Source organism: Gottfriedia sp. NPDC058432, from assembly GCF_042721555.1.
Taxonomy (GTDB): Bacteria; Bacillota; Bacilli; order Bacillales; family Bacillaceae_G; genus Gottfriedia.
The window spans coordinates 99240-116541 of record NZ_JBHXLC010000011.1; the positions used below are offsets into that span (position 1 = coordinate 99240).

General features: G+C 33.6%; 15 protein-coding genes. 6 read left to right on the forward strand and 9 right to left on the reverse strand.

Features of this window, described 5'->3' with window-relative positions:
- The first annotated feature begins 111 nt into the window (after nucleotides 1–111).
- Nucleotides 112–1470, forward strand: coding sequence for an adenosylmethionine--8-amino-7-oxononanoate transaminase (gene bioA, locus ACFWM3_RS13215; RefSeq protein WP_390311622.1), 1359 nt, complete (start codon nucleotides 112–114; stop codon nucleotides 1468–1470).
- A 150-nt stretch (nucleotides 1471–1620) separates the two neighbouring features.
- Here bioA and ACFWM3_RS13220 read toward each other — a convergent pair whose 3' ends face one another.
- Genes ACFWM3_RS13220 through ACFWM3_RS13235 form a run of 4 tightly spaced genes read right to left on the reverse strand, consistent with a single transcriptional unit; the run spans nucleotide 1621 to nucleotide 6245 of the window.
- Nucleotides 1621–2787, reverse strand: a complete 1167-nt coding sequence (locus ACFWM3_RS13220; RefSeq protein ID WP_390311623.1) for an MFS transporter — start codon at nucleotides 2785–2787, stop codon at nucleotides 1621–1623.
- A gap of 41 nt (nucleotides 2788–2828) precedes the next feature.
- Nucleotides 2829–4142 carry a VTT domain-containing protein gene (locus ACFWM3_RS13225; protein ID WP_390311624.1) on the reverse strand — a complete coding sequence of 438 codons (1314 nt, stop codon included), beginning with the start codon at nucleotides 4140–4142 and terminating at the stop codon, nucleotides 2829–2831.
- Nucleotides 4143–4186: 44 nt separating this feature from the next.
- Nucleotides 4187–5545, reverse strand: coding sequence for a sensor histidine kinase (locus ACFWM3_RS13230; RefSeq protein WP_056467738.1), 1359 nt, complete (start codon nucleotides 5543–5545; stop codon nucleotides 4187–4189).
- A 1-nt stretch (nucleotide 5546) separates the two neighbouring features.
- Nucleotides 5547–6245, reverse strand: coding sequence for a response regulator transcription factor (locus ACFWM3_RS13235; RefSeq protein WP_056467739.1), 699 nt, complete (start codon nucleotides 6243–6245; stop codon nucleotides 5547–5549).
- A 246-nt stretch (nucleotides 6246–6491) separates the two neighbouring features.
- On the opposite strand from ACFWM3_RS13235, the gene ACFWM3_RS13240 reads away from it, so the two are divergent.
- The 3 genes from ACFWM3_RS13240 to ACFWM3_RS13250 all read left to right on the forward strand — a co-directional run bounded on the left by ACFWM3_RS13240 (nucleotide 6492) and on the right by ACFWM3_RS13250 (nucleotide 10763).
- Nucleotides 6492–9608, forward strand: coding sequence for an efflux RND transporter permease subunit (locus ACFWM3_RS13240; RefSeq protein ID WP_390311625.1), 3117 nt, complete (start codon nucleotides 6492–6494; stop codon nucleotides 9606–9608).
- Nucleotides 9609–10160: 552 nt separating this feature from the next.
- On the forward strand, nucleotides 10161–10484 hold the full coding sequence (locus tag ACFWM3_RS13245; protein ID WP_390311626.1) for a hypothetical protein: 324 nt from the start codon (nucleotides 10161–10163) through the stop codon (nucleotides 10482–10484).
- Nucleotides 10485–10550: 66 nt separating this feature from the next.
- Nucleotides 10551–10763 (forward strand): hypothetical protein, encoded by a 213-nt coding sequence (locus ACFWM3_RS13250; RefSeq protein ID WP_390311627.1) that lies wholly within the window; start codon nucleotides 10551–10553, stop codon nucleotides 10761–10763.
- Between the two features lie 170 nt (nucleotides 10764–10933).
- Here ACFWM3_RS13250 and ACFWM3_RS13255 read toward each other — a convergent pair whose 3' ends face one another.
- Nucleotides 10934–11260 (reverse strand): hypothetical protein, encoded by a 327-nt coding sequence (locus ACFWM3_RS13255; RefSeq protein WP_056467752.1) that lies wholly within the window; start codon nucleotides 11258–11260, stop codon nucleotides 10934–10936.
- 243 nt (nucleotides 11261–11503) lie between these two features.
- Here ACFWM3_RS13255 and ACFWM3_RS13260 point away from each other — a divergent pair, with 243 nt between their 5' ends.
- A complete protein-coding gene (locus ACFWM3_RS13260) occupies nucleotides 11504–12271 on the forward strand; it encodes a TSUP family transporter (RefSeq protein ID WP_390311628.1) in 768 nt (255 codons plus the stop codon).
- An 84-nt stretch (nucleotides 12272–12355) separates the two neighbouring features.
- On the opposite strand, the gene ACFWM3_RS13265 is transcribed toward ACFWM3_RS13260, so the two are convergent.
- The 4 genes from ACFWM3_RS13265 to ACFWM3_RS13280 form a co-directional block, all read right to left on the reverse strand.
- The gene (locus tag ACFWM3_RS13265; RefSeq protein ID WP_390311629.1) at nucleotides 12356–13531 is read right to left on the reverse strand and encodes a thiolase family protein; all 1176 of its coding nucleotides are present in this window, start codon (nucleotides 13529–13531) and stop codon (nucleotides 12356–12358) included.
- 32 nt (nucleotides 13532–13563) lie between these two features.
- A complete protein-coding gene (locus tag ACFWM3_RS13270) occupies nucleotides 13564–14346 on the reverse strand; it encodes an SDR family NAD(P)-dependent oxidoreductase (RefSeq protein ID WP_390311630.1) in 783 nt (260 codons plus the stop codon).
- Nucleotides 14347–14582: 236 nt separating this feature from the next.
- Nucleotides 14583–15059 carry a 2,4'-dihydroxyacetophenone dioxygenase family protein gene (locus ACFWM3_RS13275; RefSeq protein ID WP_056467765.1) on the reverse strand — a complete coding sequence of 159 codons (477 nt, stop codon included), beginning with the start codon at nucleotides 15057–15059 and terminating at the stop codon, nucleotides 14583–14585.
- Between the two features lie 190 nt (nucleotides 15060–15249).
- Nucleotides 15250–16038 carry an SDR family NAD(P)-dependent oxidoreductase gene (locus tag ACFWM3_RS13280; protein WP_056467766.1) on the reverse strand — a complete coding sequence of 263 codons (789 nt, stop codon included), beginning with the start codon at nucleotides 16036–16038 and terminating at the stop codon, nucleotides 15250–15252.
- Nucleotides 16039–16182: 144 nt separating this feature from the next.
- Here ACFWM3_RS13280 and ACFWM3_RS13285 point away from each other — a divergent pair, with 144 nt between their 5' ends.
- Entirely contained in the window at nucleotides 16183–17088 is a 906-nt protein-coding gene (locus ACFWM3_RS13285; protein ID WP_390311631.1) for a LysR family transcriptional regulator, read from the forward strand.
- Nucleotides 17089–17302 lie beyond the last annotated feature (214 nt).

Genomic DNA, 17302 nt, shown 5'->3' on the forward strand with positions numbered 1-17302 from the left:
GACAAATTAGCAAAATTTGACAAACCAACAAAATTAAATTAACATGCAATTGAAATATATGTCAACCAAACTATAAATTTAGGTTAACATATAAAACAGGGGGGAACATATATGAATCATGAACTCTATCAAGATTTATCTAAAAAAAATAAACAGTATCTTTGGCACCCATTTACCCAAATGAAGGACTATATAAACGAAGACCCGCTAATTATTTCACATGGTAAGGATCGAAAACTATATGATGTGTTAGGCAATGAATATTACGATGGTGTATCCTCTATTTGGTTAAATGTTCATGGTCATAATATTCAAGAATTAAATGAAGCCATTCATGAACAATTAGAGAAGGTTGCTCATTCAACACTTCTTGGAATGGCCAATATACCTGCGATACTTTTAGCAGAGAGACTAGTTGAAATTTCTCCTATCGGCTTAGAGAAAGTTTTTTATTCAGACTCGGGAGCTACTTCTGTAGAAATCGCGATTAAAATGGCCTATCAATATTGGCGAAACATAGGGAGATCCGGTAAAAATACATTTGTTACGATGAAGGAAGCTTATCACGGAGATACAATCGGAGCAGTGTCCGTAGGGGCAATTGACTTGTATCATCAAGCATATAACGAGTTAATGTTTCCAAGTTTAAAAGTTTCCTATCCACATCTATATCGTTCAAAATATGTAGGGTCTGAAGAGGAAATAATAAATTCCTATTTAATCGAGGTTGAAAATTTATTCATCGAAAAGGCTAATTCAATTGCGGCATTAATTATTGAACCAATTGTTCAAGGAGCAAGTGGTATTATTGTCATGCCAAAAGGATATTTAAAAGCAATACAGGAACTATGCATAAAGTATGATGTATTGTTAATAGCTGATGAAGTTGCAACAGGATTTGGTCGAACCGGTAAAATGTTTGCTTGTGAGCTAGAGGGAGTTACGCCAGATATTTTAACTTGCGGAAAAGGGTTAACTGGTGGCTATTTACCAGTAGCAGCAACTTTAACGACAAACAGAATTTATGAAGCATTTTTAGGTACATACGAAGAACAAAAAACTTTCTTTCATGGTCATAGTTATACAGGTAATCCCCTCGGATGCGCTGTTGCATTAGCGAATTTAGATCTATTTAATAAAACGAAATTATTACAACATGTCGAAAAAATTTCATCTTATGTCCAAGAGAAACTGATGCAATTTAATGAGTTAAAACATGTTGGAGATATACGTCAAAGTGGCTTGATGATTGGAATTGAACTAGTAAAATCAAAGGATACTAAAGAAGCTTTCGATTGGAACGAGCGAATTGGAGTAAAAGTTACGAAAAGAGCAAAAGAGCTTGGATTAATCACCCGTCCACTTGGAAATGTTATTGTATTTATGCCTCCATTAGCGTCAAAGGAATCGGAGCTTGACGAAATGTTAGCTATTCTTTATCGTGCTATTTCTGATTTTACAGAAAGATAGACTCCATAAGTATTTAACCTATTGATAAATTTTTAAATCCTTTAAAGGTTGAGTTAGAATGGCTCGATCATCATTAATCTTGCATAAAAAAACAGAAAAACTTTTCATATTAGTTTTTCTGTTTTTTATACTAATAGTCCATTTAGTTTTTTAAGTAACTTCTTTAATTCTCTTCAACACTCTCATTAACAATAAGGCAGTAATTAATGCAATCACACCATTAATATAAAATGAAGTAGTGGCTCCAAATTGTTGCCATAACCATCCTGTTAGCAAAGAAGCTGGAAAAAATCCAATTCCGGAAACCATCGCATAGAAACCGAGTGCCGTCCCCAACGCATGAGGGCTTGCTATTTCTACGACAAGTGCTTTTTCAACCCCTTTTGTTAATGCTGAATAAAGTCCGTATAGAATAAATAGAATGATTAAACCAGTGGCTGATTGAACTTCTGCAAATCCGATATAAACGATTCCATATAAAGCATACCCAGCTGTTAGTATTCCTCTACGTCCATATTTATCTGAAAAAGCTCCAGAAATATAAGAAAAGGAAGAAGCTGTTAAATGAAATAGTAAATACATCAATAATACACTTTGATTCGAGAATCCAAGATTTGCCGCTCTTAATAACAAAAAAGAATTGGATGAATTTACAATTGTAAATAATAGTACAATTAATAATAGTTTCTTTAGATTGGAATCTAAAAGCTCCCATTTAAAATCTAATTTTCTTGATGGCTTATAAGGTTGCTCAATTGGTTTATTTATTCTTTCCTTTACACTAAATAATATAATCCAACCGATTGTTATCGGAACCAATGAATATAAAAACACATCCTTAATGTTTTTATTTCCTACCGCTTGCAAAATAACAATGGCTGCTCCTATTCCTATAGCAGCTCCCAACATATCCATCATTTGATGAATACCGAAAACTCTACCTTGTTTATTTTTCCCACCAGATTCTGATATTAAAGCGTCTCTTGGAGCTGTACGAATTCCCTTTCCTGTTCGATCAACTAGCTTCCAAATGAAAACTCCGATCCATGAACTTGAAAAAATTAGAACAAACCTTCCTATACCTGATAGCCCATATCCTACAATCGCCAAGTTTTTTCTGTTCTTCAGTCGATCTGAACGCTTACCAGAATATAACTTTAATACACTAGCCAGACTTTCGGATAAGCCGTCAATAAGACCGATTATGAAAGGACCTGAGGCTGAAAGAATAATAGGGATTAACGGTGTTACCATGTAAGTACCCATGTCTGTAAAAAAGCTGACCAGACTTAATATCCATACATTCTTACCTCTCATAATCCATTACCTCCTTAAATCGTAATAAAAGAAGATTACAGTCATTCGACTTGCTTTTTTAACAATTTTTCACCACGTATATTCTCTTTCAACAGCGAGACAAATCGAAATAACTCCAGTGAGAATATGATTCCACTTAACCAAACTGAGCTGAATACAAATCCAGCAGCAATGTCACTAGGCAATAAGTGGTGCAAATAGACGCTACTTATAGAAAATAGTAAAACAACAAAAATAAAGCAGAAGAACATTACGATATTAAGTAAATAAGCTTTGTTATGTCGAATTAACATAATAATGAAGTAACCTAGTACTGTCAAAATCAACATAGACTTTTCATTTGGAAAGTTTTTACTTACATTGCTACCGAGCATAAAGTTGAATATCCAAGGAACCCCTTCGGATAGAATAAGAATCCCAGCTAAACTAGCGATAAAAAAGAGCAATTCTAGCCATTTATTTTTGTTGTTTATTAAAATGACAAGGATCGTAGCAAGTGAGACAGCCAACAAAACCTTCCATGTCGATAATGAATAAATAAAGTTCATACTCCCATGCCAATTTTGATTAAATAAATTAAAAACAATGGTCTTGAATACGGAATTGAATTTATTAAATTCATTACTAATTTTGTCCTGAATTAATCCGATCATTAAGATAAAGAATGAAACGAAAAAAATTAAACATGTTAGGATAATCAACTTTAATTTCATGAAACTTTTAAATCTCTTGAAACTTGACTCAAAAATTAATAGTAATGACTCTTTAATTATTTCCTTATTTGCTTTAACAACAAATAATGTAAGTACGATAATACCTAATAAAATGCTACCTAATACTAACCACTTTTTAATTTCTACTTGATAGATATCCCATTTAGGTCCCATAATCTGCCCTAACCATATAAAGGTTCCAATCCAAAGAAATACACCTATATAGGAAAAAAAAGCAAAGGATCGATACGGCAATTTAATGATTCCAGATATGATGCTTGCGAAATGTCTAATCCCTGGAATAAAGAAAGATACTAGTAATAATACCTTTCCATATTTTTCATACCATTTTGACATCTTTTCGATCTTTTCAGGTCCCATATGGATATAGTGTCCAAATTTGCGAAAAAACGGTGTACCAAGTTTATATCCTAGCCAATAGGAGATGGTTATCCCAACAATTCCTCCAAGCCAGGCTGAAATAATGGACAAAACAATATTCATTTTTCCATGAAAACATAAAACTCCTACATAACTCATCAATGCTTCATTCGGAATAGGTACTATAATCAATTCCAACATTAATGATAGAAATAAGATGATATAGCCATATTCATTTAATAAATGGATGATTTCGTTCATATTAAGACCTCAATCTTCAATACTCTATAACGTACTGATTATTTTCACTTAATCTCATTTAATGGAAATAATACCTCTACTTCCGTTCCTACATTTTCAACACTGTTAATATTAACTTTTCCATTATGCAAGCTAATTATATTCTTAGCTATAGAAAGACCGAGTCCAGTGCCACCACTAATTTCACGGCTACGTGCTTTATCAACTCGATAAAATCGTTCGAAAATATTTTCTAATTCTTCCTCTCGAATACCAATACCGTAGTCTTTTATTTTAAGAATAGCTGCTTCACTACTACAACTAATGCTTACTTCAATTTTGTTAGAACTGTACTTTATTGCATTATCTAGGAAGATAATAATAACTTGTTTAATTTTAAGTTCGTTACCTTTTATAAATATTTTCTGTTTTTGTGCATGTAAAGTAATTTCTCGTTTATATACATTTTGCAGTTGTACTAAAGTCGAATTACACAAAGCAACTAGATCGACTGGATTCATTTCGATATTCTTTAAATTCTCCGATTCGGCCAAAGTTAATAACGTTTTTGTTAAATCTTGCATACGGTTTGCTTCAGAATATATCGTTTCTATTGCTTCCGTCGCCATTTCCTCATTTTTCAAACCACGTCTTCTTAATAAATTAGCAAAGCTACTAATGACAGTAATCGGAGTTTTTAACTCATGAGAAGCATCTGAAACAAACTGTTTCTGTTTTTCGATGTTTTCTTGTAACCTACTGATCATTCGATTAAACGTGCTTGCCATTTTGTGCAATTCATCTTTCGTTTCATTTTTTATTAAAATCTTTTTTGGAACCCCACTTTTTTCAATATCTTCCATCGTAGTAATCATAGAAATAATTGGGTTCATTATGATGCGTGTTAACCATCTTCCAGCCATCATTGATAAAATTGCAGAGACGCCAGTAACGATTGCCATTATTGTTAATAACATATCTTTTCGACCTTCAAGTCCTACTAACAACTCTCCAATTTCTAAAGTTCCAATTACTTTTTGGTCTTGTAAAATCGGTACACGTACGACTATATTTTGATGCTCACTAAAAGGAATTAGTCTCGTTTCTTCTTTTCTAGTGAACTTAGGTTTAATACGGTTCAGTAGTTTATCATTACTAATTTCTGTCACAATTTTAGAATTTGGATCAATGATTCGAATATAAGAATGATTAGACATAAATGGATATAATGCCTCTTCATTTAGTTTCAATGTTACAGGAATATCTTGTTTTTTTAAGATTTCATGTGCCTTTTGACTTACAACATGCTCTTCCATATTTACAGTCGTTTTCATAAACAAATAAAAAACTAACCCGTTTATTAAAATTAGAATGATTAAGATCCATGAAGTAATTAGCAAATTTATTTTAGTCGTTATTTTCATCTTAACCCTTCCTCATTGTGTACCCCACACCTCGTATAGTTCGGATTAAAGGAACGTCAAAATCCTCTTCAATTTTCTTTCTTAAATGTCTAATGTACACATCAACAACATTTGTTTCCCCTTCGTACTCATAACCCCAGACAGTAGTTATGATGCCTTCTCTAGTCATAATTTTATTTTGATTTGTTAATAGATAAACTAATAAATCATACTCTTTTGGTGTTAATGAAATGACTTGATCATTCCTCTTTACTTCTCTGGCCTCTAAATTAACAACTAAATCTTCAATCGTTAAAGTGGGATCTTCGTCTTCGCTTTTCTTAAATTCATGAACAAGATTACTTGATCGTAAACACGAACGTATTCTTGCTAACACTTCTTCGATTTCAAAAGGTTTCGTAATATAATCATTCGCACCATAATCAAGTCCAATAATCTTATCATGTGTAGCATCTCTAGCTGTTAATAAAATTACAGGTACAAATTGATTTGTTTTCCTTATTCTTCTTAATACTTCTATTCCACTCAATTCAGGTAACATAACATCTAATAAAATTAGATCGATATTTTTACTTAGAGCCGATTCTAAACCAGCTTTTCCGTTATGTTCTACTAACACTTCATAACCTTCGTATTCTATTTCTAATTTTAAAACTCGAGCAATATTCACTTCATCCTCGATAATTAAGATCCTTTTCATTTAACTCACCTATTTCTATTAATAGTCTTAGTGTCTCGAAAAACTCTTTTCTATTTTTAAGACCGATTCTAGTCTTGGAAGTTCCTTGTATACATGCCATTATAGAACTTTTAATTCGTATTTTTTTCATTTTAATCTAATTTTAATTGATTATTCATTAAAGTTTCAGTTAGGAATTTTAAAATGACATGGAGTTGATTTATGAAATAATTTTCTATTTTCAATAAAAATCTTAGGAGGTATAGGATGAAGAAATTTATAGAAGGGACCATGCAAAGAGCAATTTTAATGATCGTTTGTGTCGTTATGATTGTTGCTTGGGGTGCTATTTCAGCTTACCAAATGCAACGTGATTATTTACCGGGTATTAATAATACGACTCTTACAGTTAGCATGCGTCTACCTATGTACCAGGCGGATCAAGTAAAACAAAATATAACCAATAATCTTGAAAGTGCTGTAAGAACAACAGAAGGATTACAAGATATTGAAACAAGCTCCTATGATGGTGGAGTTTTTATGAGTCTGTACTTCCCAATGAATACAGATATGAAGCAAGCCGAAGTTGATGTGAATAGAGCTTTAGAAAATGCGGACATTCCTCCGACAATTACATCTAAACCTCTAGTAACAAGACTTACAACTAGTTCATTTCCTATTTTAACCTACAGTTTAACTAGTGATAAATTAGATGACAATACATTAAAATCAATTACACAAATGGATATTGTACAGCACCTTAAAACGGTTCCTGGTGTATCTGATGTATCAGTATTCGGTGGAGCAAAGGACGGATATGTACTAACTGTTAGAACGAAAGACCTAGCAAAAAATAAACTTACTTTAGACGACTTAAATAAAGCCTTAGCAGTAGCAATTCCAGCCTTCCCTGAAGGGACTATCTTACAAAACCAATTATCTATTCCAGTTAAATTTGATGGATGGAATTTAAATGAGAAACAACTCGGTGATGTAAAAATCAAAAATTCAGATGGTAATCAAATTCCACTGTCGGCATTTGCAACTGTTACTCATGCCCTAAATGATGTAAAAACGATTGCAAGAACAGATGGAAAAACAAGTGTTCAATTAAATGTGATTAAAACGCAAAGTGCAAACATTACAGACGTAGCAAAAAATGTAAAAGAAAGAATTAAAGGTTTACAACAAGTAAAAGATGGTACTGTAAAATTAACGCCTCAATTAGACCGTGAAAAAGAATTAAATGATTCACTAAATGGTTTAATTCGCGAAGGTTTACTTGGCTGTCTTTTCTCAATGGTTTGTGTATTCTTCTTCTTCCGAAATGTTAGATCAACATTAACCATTGCAATTTCATTACCAATTTCTTTATTAGCTACAACAGCTATTCTAAAATCAATGGGCATTACACTTAATATCTTAACCGTTTCAGGTTTAATTGTTGCAATGGGACGTATTGTTGATGATTCCATCGTTATCCTTGATAATATGTACCGTAAAAGAGAACAAAACCCTGATAAATCATTACTATTTTCATTAAGTTCGGCAGTTTATGAAATGACACCTGCTATTTTAGCATCTACACTTACGACAATTGCTGTTTATATTCCAATTGCCTTTGTAGGTGGAACAATCAGTGCTTCATATAGCGGTTTTGCATGGTCAGTTGTTATCTCTTTAATTATATCGTTCTTTGTAGCAATTCTTGTTATTCCAGCACTTGCACTAATGGGTTGGAAAAATAATACAAAGAAAACAAAAGCTGTTTCGTTAGAACCAATCATGCAGCCGATCTTAAAAAATACGATTAAAAAGAAAAAATTAACTATTTCTATATCCGTACTATTATTTATTTTTGCTGCAGCATATGGATCATTTTTACCAGTATCATTCTTGCCAACTGCTAAAACTGGCCAAGTCGCAATTAAACTTGATTTACCTCAAGGAAGCACATTAATGCAAGTTGATACAGAAGTTCAAAAAGTGGAAAATCAATTAAAAGAAAACCCTAAAGTAAAGTCGTATACTGCTAATTTTGGTTCGACTAATACGCCTCAAGGTGACGATGTATTCGACCAAGGTGGTGGTTTCCTACAAAAACCTAATGTAGCGAATCTATCAGTTGTTTTAAAAGACTCAAAAGATGCAGATTCAATCATTAAACAACTTGGAAACCAACTTCCAAAATTATCTAATAACGTAGCTTATACTGTTTCAAGTACAAGTATTGCCGGTGATGATTCTTTATTGAAAGTCATATTTACTGGCTCTGATCAAGCTACACTAGACAAGATTGCAGACCAAATGAGATCAAAACTTGTGAAGATTGATGGATTAAGTGTTGATGGAAAAGTAGATTTAACATCTGGTCTTCCAAAATATAAAATTACATTTAATCAACAAGCAATTAATCAAAATGGAATTCAATTAGCAGATGTAATGAAAGTGATTAACCGTTATATGTCACAGTCAAAAGATGCTACATTTGTAGTTGACCATGTAAGTCTGCCAGTTGATATGTATCTTGATCAAATTAGTAGTGGAAAAACACAAGTTCAATTAAATGCATCACCAGAAGATGTCATCAATTCGCTTAAAAATGAAACTTTCCTAACAAGCAGTAATAAAACTGTCAAACTTGAACAAATTGCATCTATTACGAAAGATACTGCTCCTTCAACAATTAACGAACGTAATGGAGAGCCTTATTCAATCGTAACAGGCCAAATTACTTCAAATGACATTAGTAAAGTTGCCAAACAAGTTGATAACGTCATTAGTAAACAAGATCTTCCTAAAGGAGTAAGTTACTCTATGGGAGGTATTACTCAACAAGTTAAAGAAATGATTTTTGATATGTCGATTGCCGTAGCCTTCTCTATACTCTTAGTTATGGTTATTACTTCATCATTATTCAAAGGCTGGAGAGCTCCAGTTTCTGTATTATTAAGCATTCCTTTAGCATTAAGTGGTGTTGTCATCTCTTTAGTAATAGTAGGAGGAGAATGGAATTTAGCAGCATTAATTGGAGTCTTAATGTTAACAGGAATTGTAGTGACAAATGGGATCGTACTAGTTGATAAAATTGAACGTAATCGCAAAAACGGTATGAATATTGAAGACGCAGTTATTTCAGGTAGTCTTTCAAGGATTAGACCAATCTTAATTACAGCAGCAACAACGATTTTAACACTATTACCACTAGCATTTTCACATCAAGGTGATACTGTCATTTCACAAACATTAGGAATTGTAGTAATCGGTGGGATGATCACCTCTACTTTAAATAGCTTTTTAGTAATACCAATCATTTATCAATGGCTGCATAAAAAACAGTCAAATAAGAAAGTAATTTCAACTGAGGAAGTTAATTCACTTTAATTAAACTAAAAAGGTAACTCTAATTTTTGGAGAGTTACCTTTTTTTATTTTTAGAATTATATTTTTTGGACTAACATCTTGTACATATTTTCATCTAAATAAAGTAAATATAGTCAAAGACACTGACAAGCTGTCCTATTTGTACATATTGATAGTTTGAAGACCTAAATAATTCAATTTTAATGGGTGATTTTTTAATGAAAGATATACGTAAGCCAATTAAACCAATGTGTCCGCCCAGTCCACCGTGTCCTCCAAGTCCGCCGAGTCCTCCTAAGCCACCGAGTCCTCCTAAGCCGCCAAGTCCACCTAAGCCGCCGAGTCCACCTAAGCCGCCGAGTCCGCCGAGCCCACCGTGTCCTCCGTGTCGACCGTGCCCGCCGTGTCCTCCATGCCCGCCGTGCCCTCCATGTCCGCCATGCAAATGTTGTTGCGAACATAAGAGATGCGATTGTCATGAGCACAAGAAATGTGACTGCTGCGAACACATGAGATGCGATTGTCATGAGCACAAGAAATGTGATTGCTGCGAACACATGAGATGCAATTGTCATGAACATAAGAAATGTAATTGCTGTGAACACAAGAAATGCGATTGTCATGAGCACAAGAAATGTAATTGCTGTGAACACAAAAAATGCGATTGTCATGAGCACAAGAAATGCGATTGTCATGAGCACAAGAAATGTGATTGCCATGAGCACAAGAAATGCGATTGTCACGAACACAAAAAATGCGATTGTCATGAGCACAAGAAATGTGATTGTCATGAGCACAAGAAATGTGATTGCCATGAGCACAAGAAATGCGATTGTCACGAACACAAGAAATGTGATTGTCATGAGCACAAGAAATGTGATTGCTGTATTAAGGTGAATATAAATATTAATTGTTGTTGCAAAACAGATAAGAAAACTCGAAAACATTTCGACAGGCATAAATGTGATTGCTGTGAAGACCATGAATGCGACTGCTGCGAAGACCATGAATGTGACTGTTGTGAAGACCATGAATGCGACTGCTGCGAAGACCATGAATGTGACTGCTGCGAAGACTATGAATGTGATTGCTGCGAAGACCATGAATGTGATTGCTGCGAAGACCATGAGTGTGACAGCTGTGAACACAAGAATTGCGATTGCTGTACAGATGTAATCGCTAAAATATTACGTGCTATCCAAAATGGTCAATCACCATCTCATTGTGATAGACAAATTATTATTAATATCAACATTAACGATAAATAAGCAATTACCCAAAATGAATCCGCCCCAAACATTGGCAAAAAAAAATAGAGTGAAGAAACCTAGTGTTTCTCACTCTTTTTATTTATTGAAATCGTTTTTCCTTGTTGAATTGCCTTTTATTTCATCTAATGAATTAAAATAGAGCTCAATTTCATTCATTTTTAGTTGAATATCTTTAATTGCATCTTCCAATATTTTTGTTAAATCATTTTGTACTTGTTTAATAACTTCATCATTTTCTAGACCATCATATCGGATAATACGTTTAACTTTTAGTTCTTCAAGTGCCATCTTCATTTCGATCTTTGTAACAATTTCTTGCGTTAAACGATTGATGTTTTTTTCAAAGTATTTTTCTTTAGCTTGTCTTATTTCAGTAGTAGTATTTGATTGTTCGAAATTCAATCCATACACACCCCATCATTAAATTATCACATATCAATATATGCAAAATTTTAGGAAATGGAACAAGCCAAAATAAAAACTCATGATTATTTTTGCAGTAAGTAATCCAGCGAAATAAAATAGTGTCATATCGCTTTTTACTGTGGTAATTATTAAAATATTCTTATTTTACTAAATTAATGATTTACATTGTTTCCTATTTTAACTACTATCAAATTAGTAAATAAAAGAAAGGTAGATTTGATGATATTCCATATTGATCCATCGTTATTAGTAACTTTAATTGTATTTGGATTTTTAGCTGCATTTATTGATTCTGTAGTTGGAGGCGGTGGGCTAATTACTATACCAGTATTATTATTTACTGGTCTATCTCCAGCAGCTGCAGTCGCAACGAACAAATTAGCTGGGTCAATCGGCTCTTTAACGAGCACAATCATGTTCTATCGATCTGGAAAGCTTGATTTGAAATCCGTCTATAAGTTATTCCCACTCACCTTTATTGGCTCGATTTTGGGAGCTTGGACGGTTCATTTAATAGACCCTACTGTACTTAAGCCACTTATGCTCGTGATGCTTGCTGCTGTTGCAGTTTATACTATTTTTAAGAAAAACTGGGGAGATACTACTTCTAATATAAAGTTGTCAGCTACTCGGATCATTCTGTTTATGCTTTTAATTTTTGGTATTGGTTTTTACGATGGATTCATTGGTCCTGGAACAGGATCATTCTTAATATTCGCTTTTTTAATGATGGGATTTGATTTTTTAAAGGCGGCAGGTAATGCAAAGTTTTTAAATTTTGGAAGTAATATAGCTGCATTATTAATGTTTATGTATTTAGGACAAATTCATTATGCATATGGTTTAGCTATGGGACTTGCACAAATAGCTGGTGCCATTTGTGGATCAAAATTTGCGATTAAGAAAGGTAGTGGCTACGTTCGAGTCCTTTTTATCACAGTAACCTTCTTATTATTAGCAAAAAATACATTTGATTATCTTCATTAAGATAATTAAAAAACGAATCTAGATTATAAACTAAAATGGTAAGCAATTCTTCGGTGAATTTGCTTACCATTTCTTTTAAATAGATTATACAGCTTCTATGATCATTGAAACTCCTTGTCCACCACCTACACATAAAGTCGCTAGCCCAATTTGTTTCTTTTGACGTATTAATTCATGTAATAAAGTAACTACAATTCTAGTACCAGAACAGCCGATTGGATGCCCTAATGCAATAGCTCCTCCATTTACATTAATAATCTCCTCTGATATACCTAATTCTTTATTTACTGCTAGCACTTGTGCAGCGAATGCTTCATTAATCTCAGCCAATTCAATATCCTGTATTGTTAGTTTTGCTCGTTGTAGTGCTTTTTGTGTTGCTGGAACAGGACCAATTCCCATAATCGAAGGAGCAACAGCAGCGCTTGCTACCGAACGAATTTTGGCAAGCGGTTTTAAACCATATTCTCTCACTGCTTGTTCAGATGCAATAATAACAGCAGCTGCACCATCATTTAATGATGAAGCATTTCCAGCTGTCACTGTTCCATTCTCTTTAAAAGCTGCTTTAAGAGTTTGTAGTTTCTCTAGACTAGTATTTTTTATGTTCTCATCTTCTTTAAATAAAATGGGACCTTGTTTCGTTTTAATCGTAACTGGAACAATTTCTTTTTCAAATTTGCCCTGTTCCCTAGCTCTAATCGCTTTTTGCTGACTTTCTAAAGCAAAAATGTCCTGCACCTCTCGTGATATACGATAGTCTTCAACTAAATTTTCAGCTGTAACTCCCATATGATAACCTTCTATTGCACAGTGAAGTCCGTCATGAAAAATTGCATCTACTGTCTTTAGGTCTCCCATCTTTTGTCCCCATCTTGCATTCATGACTAAATGTGGGACATTACTCATACTTTCCGTCCCTCCAGCAATTACAACATTCGAATCTCCAGCTAGTATTTGATGATAGGCTAATGTGATTGCTCGTAGTCCAGATGCACATTGTTTATCAATTGTAATAGCTGGTATCGAAACAGGTAAGCCAGCATTAATTGCGGCTTGTCTTGCTGGATTTCCTTTAAGCCCTGACTTTAGAACATTCCCTAATATTACTTCATCAATACAATCAGCAGATAGACCAGATCTTTGCCATACCTCCTTAATAACTGTTGATGCAAGCTGTATCGCACCTACATTTTTTAATGAGCCTCCAAAACACCCAATTGGAGTTCGTAGTGCCTCAACTAAATAAATATTCTGCATTCATGATCCCTCACTTCATTGTCTTAAGTTACTTACACTTTTTCCTCGATCATCTTTCGGGTATAAATAGTTACCCACTTCCTTGGTAGTATTCCAACGGATTTAGCCATCAGTTTATTTTTAAAGCCTGGAATGATCACCGTTTTATTTTTCATTAAGCCTTCGAAACCACATTTGGCAACTGCTTTAGGGTCCATTAAATTTTTAATAAAAATTTTTGTTCCTGTTGAAGCAAGCCCCTCAGTAAGTGGTGTCTTTGTTGACGGAGGACATAGTACACTAACTTGAACTCCAGTACCTTTTAGTTCTTCAGCTATCGCTTCTGTAAAAGATAAAACATATGATTTACTTGCCCCATACATCGACATTCGTGGAGTTGGTTGAAATGCTGCTGTTGAAGCAACGTTTAAAATTTTACCGCGTCTTTGTTTAACCATTTCATCTGCTATTAGTCTAGTTAAATATGTTAAAGAAATCATATTCAGCTGCAGACATTCTATTTCTTTCTTAATATCTAATTCTGTCATTAGCCCTAATCCGCCAGCCCCGGCATTATTAATCAAAATATCGATGCTGATTGCTTCAGTTTTCAAGTAACTATACAAGTTCTCAACAGTTTCATGGTTACTTAGATCACCCACAAAAGTATTTACTTCGACTCCATATTCCTTATTTAAATACTCAGCTTGTTTTTCCAACAACATCCCATCTCTGGCAACTAAGACTAAGTTATAGTGTTGTCCTGCGAAAACTTTTGCAAATTCCAATCCAATGCCTTTTGTAGCACCAGTGATCAATACTGTTTCTGTTGGCATCTATTTATAGACCTCCCCTTATTTTAAAAATTCTAAATTTTATAAATATTAATCCATAAACTAATTATACTCATAAGTAATAATTAAATAAAATTAAAGAATTTAACTTACAAGTTAGTTCTATTAATATATGAACAGTAAAAGATTTACTTTAATGCAGATAAGAGAATCATAAATAAGAAAAGAGAATCCTTTCCGTCACACGACGGTCAGATTCTCTTTTCTTATACTATTTATTAATATTTAGTTACATCTACAGGCTCGATTCCTTCAGCTGCACAATATTCATAGTATCTATTTAGGAATGTTTCCCAATTATCTCTAGCAAGAATTTCACCATTCTCACCTATGTAGTCTAATGTGCCTTCTACAATATTAAATGTAATAACATCTTCGTCACCTACAGCTGTAGGCGTATGTTTCGATCCAGCAGGTTCATATACAACATCTCCTGGTTTAGAGATCCAAGACTCCTCAAGATATCTCCACGTTCCTTGAACAGTATATACAATAACTGTTCCAGGATGGAAATGTGCAGGAAGTTGCATTTTTGCTGGTACATATAATAAAGTAAGTGTTTGTCCTGTTACAGGGTTTGCTTTAAGTAATTTAAATTTTGAATCACCAAAATAAGGAATCCAAGGCAATTCGTCTACATTAATATTTCCAGCATGGTGCACTACTACTTCTTTTATTCCCTTTATATTACTCACTTATATCCCCTCTTCCAACTTATGTTTTTTAAATTCGTCTATAGTAGTCCCTTACATCGGTAAGAGCACTTTAAACTACTTCGAATTCGTTATTATCAGTATATTTGTAATTTTCTGTAAAGTAAAATTAGTATTTTTAACTTGTATTTAAGTTTCACTAATTTACATCACTAATTTATTGTGATGAAATTTACTTAGCACCAAGGCCTCCATCAAGAACTAGTATTTGTCCTGTACAATAATTAGATGCTGCTGAAGCAAAGTAAAGAGTAGCACCTACTAAATCATGATCACTACCTAATCTTCTAAGTGGAACTTGAGTAGCAATAAATGGACCTGCTTTATGTACAAGCGTTCCTGGTATTTCTGGATTATTCATTCCTGTAGTGAAAACTCCTGGAGCTATTGAGTTTACATTAACACCATGGCGCCCCCACTTAACTGCTAAGTCTTTCGTTAAAGTCATAACGGCACCCTTACTTGTTGTATAACCAACAGAATCTACAGCTTCAGGGTCAACACCTTTAAACCCTATACTAGAAGAAATATTAATGATTTTGCCATATTCGTTATTAATCATATGTTTACCAACTGCCTGACACATTAAAAACGTTCCTGTCACATTCGTATCAAGCATAGATTGCCATTGTTCTAAAGGCATTTCTGCAGCTGGCGTTTCATAAACAGTTCCACTACTATTTACTAAAATTTCGATGCTACCAAATTGGGAAATAGCTTGTTCTAATCCCTTTTCAATTGATTTCGGACTAGTCACATCCAATGATATGGCTAACGCACGTCTGCCTAATGCCTCTATTTCTTTTACAACTTCTTCGCAGACTTCTAAACGTCTAGAACAAACTACTACATTTGCCCCTGCTTCTGCTAAAGCTATTGCCATTACACGTCCCAACCCACTTCCGCCTCCTGTAACAATCGCCGTCTTTCCTGTTAAATCAAATAATTGTGTTAATGACATTTTACTTTCCCTCCTAAAATTAAGAATATTCTAATTTTTGAAAATCTTATTGATATTGATTATACATATAAATTATAATGAAAAAAAATTAAAGATTTTAATGTGTAAGTTAGTAACACTAATATTCAAAAAAAGGGGACAACCATGAATATTGAACAATTAATTTATATTGTTGAAGTCGCAAAATACAGTTCCTTGTCAGTAGCTGCTCAAAATCTACATGTGACTCAATCAACAATTAGCCAGTCTATAACAAACTTAGAAAAGGAGCTAGAAATTAAAGTATTTAAACGTTCGCGGGGACATGGGGCTGTACCAACTGATGAAGGCAGAGTCATTTTAAAGCTGGCCTATGAAGTTCAAAAAAAACTTGAAGAAATAAAAGAAGCAGCTAACTTATTTAACTCTACCGAGGTGGGTGAGCTTAGTATTTCTTCTTTACCGGGTTTAATGACATTTCTCGTTAAAGCAATCTCTACATTTAGCCATGATTATCCTCATGTAAATCTGGAGGTTACTGAAAAAAGCGGTACATTGGTAATAGATGATGTTAAACAGCATAAGACTGATTTTGGCCTAATTACATATTCAAGTGATTTAGGAGTAAATATGGAAGGGATCGCTTTTGAAGCACTGCTTGATGGAAAGCAAAAAGTATACGTTTCTAAGCATTCTCCTTTAGCTATTCTTGGTACTGTAACCCCTGAAGACATTCTTGATCAAACGCTCGTCATATATAAAGGCGAATTAATGCAATATTTTGTTCAAGATTTTTTTGTCAAATATAAGCCTATGAAAATTCTATTTACAACAAATAATATGGCTGGACTTCTCCAAGCCGTAGATGAGAATTTGGCAATTACATTTGCCCCTGATTTTGTCATGCAAAATTATCCATCGGTCATTAATGGTGATATTATTCCAATCGATTTAGTGAACCATAATACTGTTAACATTTCTTTAGGGTTAGTTCGATCAGAAGATAAACATTTATCTACATATGCTAATAAATATATTAATTTTCTAAAATCGGAAATTATTAATAGCTAAAAAGGAGAAGCAATTGCGTTCAAAATGGACGCGAAAGCTTCTCCTTTTTATTCGAATCTATTAGTTATCTCGAACTAATATTTTGTTCAGTTTTGACTTCTGGTTCGATATCGATATGGTCATCAGCGTAAGTTTCAGTTATTTTATCCTGGCAACTCCAGCAGTTACTACGATTTCTCTCCATAATGGATAATTCTTCATGACATTCAACGCA

Bases quoted from the DNA above. Each gene is read 5' to 3' on its own strand.
- bioA (WP_390311622.1), top strand. From the start codon at position 112: ATGAATCATGAACTCTATCAAGATTTATCTAAAAAAAATAAACAGTAT.
- ACFWM3_RS13220 (WP_390311623.1), bottom strand. From the start codon at position 2,787: ATGAGAGGTAAGAATGTATGGATATTAAGTCTGGTCAGCTTTTTTACA.
- ACFWM3_RS13225 (WP_390311624.1), bottom strand. From the start codon at position 4,142: ATGAACGAAATCATCCATTTATTAAATGAATATGGCTATATCATCTTA.
- ACFWM3_RS13230 (WP_056467738.1), bottom strand. From the start codon at position 5,545: ATGAAAATAACGACTAAAATAAATTTGCTAATTACTTCATGGATCTTA.
- ACFWM3_RS13235 (WP_056467739.1), bottom strand. From the start codon at position 6,245: ATGAAAAGGATCTTAATTATCGAGGATGAAGTGAATATTGCTCGAGTT.
- ACFWM3_RS13240 (WP_390311625.1), top strand. From the start codon at position 6,492: ATGAAGAAATTTATAGAAGGGACCATGCAAAGAGCAATTTTAATGATC.
- ACFWM3_RS13245 (WP_390311626.1), top strand. From the start codon at position 10,161: ATGAACATAAGAAATGTAATTGCTGTGAACACAAGAAATGCGATTGTC.
- ACFWM3_RS13260 (WP_390311628.1), top strand. From the start codon at position 11,504: ATGATATTCCATATTGATCCATCGTTATTAGTAACTTTAATTGTATTT.
- ACFWM3_RS13265 (WP_390311629.1), bottom strand. From the start codon at position 13,531: ATGCAGAATATTTATTTAGTTGAGGCACTACGAACTCCAATTGGGTGT.
- ACFWM3_RS13270 (WP_390311630.1), bottom strand. From the start codon at position 14,346: ATGCCAACAGAAACAGTATTGATCACTGGTGCTACAAAAGGCATTGGA.
- ACFWM3_RS13280 (WP_056467766.1), bottom strand. From the start codon at position 16,038: ATGTCATTAACACAATTATTTGATTTAACAGGAAAGACGGCGATTGTT.
- ACFWM3_RS13285 (WP_390311631.1), top strand. From the start codon at position 16,183: ATGAATATTGAACAATTAATTTATATTGTTGAAGTCGCAAAATACAGT.